Origin of the sequence: Bradyrhizobium sp. SHOUNA76 (genome assembly GCF_023006445.1) — a bacterium.
Taxonomy (GTDB): Bacteria; Pseudomonadota; Alphaproteobacteria; order Rhizobiales; family Xanthobacteraceae; genus Bradyrhizobium.
In genome coordinates, this window is record NZ_JALBHA010000959.1 from 1 (window position 1) to 1,021 (window position 1,021).

Consider the following 1,021-nt stretch of genomic DNA (forward strand, 5'->3'; position numbering starts at 1 on the left):
GGACAACTTCTTCGAGCTCGGCGGGCACTCGCTGCTGGCGATGCGGATGTCGGCGCGGCTGAACGAGGCGTTCGGCGTCGAGCTGCCGCTGCGAACCCTGTTCGAGACACCCAGCATAACGGAGCTCGCCGAGCAGATCCAGCTGTCGGATTGGATCAACACCAACAGAGCGGGGGCACTTCATACACCCGACCCGGAAGAGGAGTGGGTGTTTTGAGCAGCATTGAGCTACTCACTGAGCTTCGCCGCCGGGGTATCAAGATCCTTTGCGACGGCGATGTCCTCAGGATCAGAGGCCAGAACGATCAACTGACGCCGAGTCTCAGGCAGCGGCTTCTTGAGCAGAAGAGCGATATCATTGCTCTCTTCACCCGTCTCAACGAGACCGGCGTCGAAGACCCGATTCCCGTGGTGCCGCGATCGTCGAATCTCCCGTTGTCGTTTGCGCAGGAGCGGATGTGGCTTCTGGAGCAGATCGAGGGCGCGGGGAACACGCGCAACATGCCGGTGGTGCTGCGGCTGCAGGGCGTGCTGGACGTGGCGGCGCTGGAGCGGGCGGTGGCGGGACTGGTTGGTCGTCACGAGGTTTTGCGGACGCGGATTGCGACGGCGGACGGCGATGCGGTGCAACTGATCGGGGACGGCGCCGGGATCGGGCTTGGGCGCGACGATCTGGACGGGCTGGAGCGGCGCGAGGAGATCGAGGGCCGGGTTCGGCGGATCGTGTCGGGCGAGGTGTCGCGCGCATTCGATCTGTCGGGCGAGGCGCCGTTCCGGGCGCGGCTGGTGCGGCTCGGCGACGACGACCACGTGCTGGTGGTGGTGGTGCATCACATCGCCTCCGACGGCTGGTCGATGGGATTGCTGCTGCGTGAGCTTGGCGCGCTGTACGGGGCGTTCACCGCGGGGCAGGCCTCGCCGCTGCCGCCGCTTGCGATCCAGTATGCGGATTACGCGGTGTGGCAGCGCGGCTTCCTGTCGGGCGAGCGGCTGGAGCGGCAGCTCGGCTACTGGCGCGAGC

General features: G+C 66.6%; 2 protein-coding genes. Both read left to right on the forward strand.

The features are described 5' to 3' along the window. A partial coding sequence (locus tag MOV74_RS38945; protein WP_246932905.1) for a phosphopantetheine-binding protein occupies positions 1-217 on the forward strand: 217 nt, incomplete at its 5' end. Beyond that, positions 214-1,021 (forward strand): condensation domain-containing protein (locus MOV74_RS38950; RefSeq protein ID WP_246932906.1); only part of this gene is annotated, 808 nt, incomplete at its 3' end. The genes MOV74_RS38945 and MOV74_RS38950, both read left to right, overlap by 4 nt.